We start from the raw sequence: 1,491 nt of genomic DNA on the forward strand, positions 1-1,491 counted from the left end.
GCACTTCACCGGACACGTCGTCCTGGGCGAACCCCGGTTCCTGGGGGTGTGAGTCGGCCACACACCTGCTTCCAACCTTCCGATTCCGAAGGTTGATGAGGGAACTCATCCTATCGAAGAGAGTAGCGTCCCGCTGCCCTGACTAATTCAGCATCCTGTCAATACAATTGTCCCAATCTTGCGATGCCGAAATGGGTGCTTGTTCCGGCAAGATCAAAACACGCGGGGGCGGGAAGCCGTTGAAACCAGACGATGCATAGGCTGTGGTATAGGCGCCTGCATTCCGGATTAGAATTCGACTGCCACTGGTAAGGCCGAGAGGCAGTTGAACTGGTTGTTCCTGGTACATGATATCTGTGCTATCGCAGGATGGCCCGGCCAGAATGCAGGGGCCCATCTCCTGATCATCAAAATCGGTTGCAAGCGGGTAGCGGATAGATTCAAAGAGTGTTTCTGCAAGTCCACTGAACACGCCGATATCAAGGTAGACCCACCTCATCGTATCTTTCGGGCGCTTGCGGTCCACAAGCAGAACATTTGCAGCGATGGCACCTGCCTCTGCTACAAGAGATCGACCAGGTTCGGCCATGAGGTTCCTGACACCAGGAAAGTGCCCTTCCAAGGCCCGGCGGACAGTCGCGGAATAGTCCCTCAACGGCATTTGAGGCTGATCGTAGACCGCTGGAAACCCGCCTCCGATGTTCAGAAGGCTAAGAGAAATGCCTGACCGGAGCGCGTCTTTCCAGACCGCCGACACCTGTGCAATCGGGGAATCCCAAATTGAGGGGCAGCGGGCCTGGCTGCCGATATGAAATGACAGTCCGCGTGGTATCAACCCAAGATCACGAGCTGCGCTCAACAGGGCTGTCGCTTGTTTCGGATCACAGCCGAATTTCTTGTCGAGCGGCCAGTCCGCTCCGGCTGCCTCGACCTGAACCCGAATAAACACGTCGGAGCCCGGTGCAGAACTCGAAATTTTTTCCAACTCAGCACGGCAATCGGCAGCAAATGTCCGGACATTGCTGTCAAAAGCAAACTTAATATCATGAGGAGACTTTATCGTATTTCCAAATGATACGGCCGATGGGTCAGCTCCCAATTTCAAGCACAAACGAATTTCTTCGCCAGATGCAGCATCGAATGAGGCGCCACGGTCAAGCAGGCATTTCAAAATATCTGGATGCGGATTCGCTTTTACGGCGTAGAAAATGTCCACATCGCCGAGGCCGGCAGAAAGGTCTGAAAACTTTGTGGTAACAACCGATCGGTCCAATACAAGAGTTGGCTGCAAAAAATTCTGACGACTTTCCCACCATGTCATACGCATTCTGGTTCTCCGACCGTAAAATTACAGTTTCCTTCCCGTAACATTATTGCACTCCATGGTGGTGCGTGAATATTTATAAGGCTTTGATAGATGCTCCCTAGGATTGCGTTTATGCCATGTTCGACTGAGGTGCAAGCAAGGAGAGCAATCATCGCTGGGGAGTC

General features: G+C 52.9%; 1 protein-coding gene. It reads right to left on the reverse strand.

The genetic code is table 11. The annotated features are described in order from the left end of the window. Positions 1-142 precede the first annotated feature (142 nt). Positions 143-1,327, reverse strand: a complete 1,185-nt coding sequence (locus RA19_RS24755; RefSeq protein ID WP_052262056.1) for a type III PLP-dependent enzyme — start codon at positions 1,325-1,327, stop codon at positions 143-145. Positions 1,328-1,491: the final 164 nt, after the last annotated feature.

This window comes from Leisingera sp. ANG-M1 (assembly GCF_000813745.1).
Taxonomy (GTDB): domain Bacteria; phylum Pseudomonadota; class Alphaproteobacteria; order Rhodobacterales; family Rhodobacteraceae; genus Leisingera.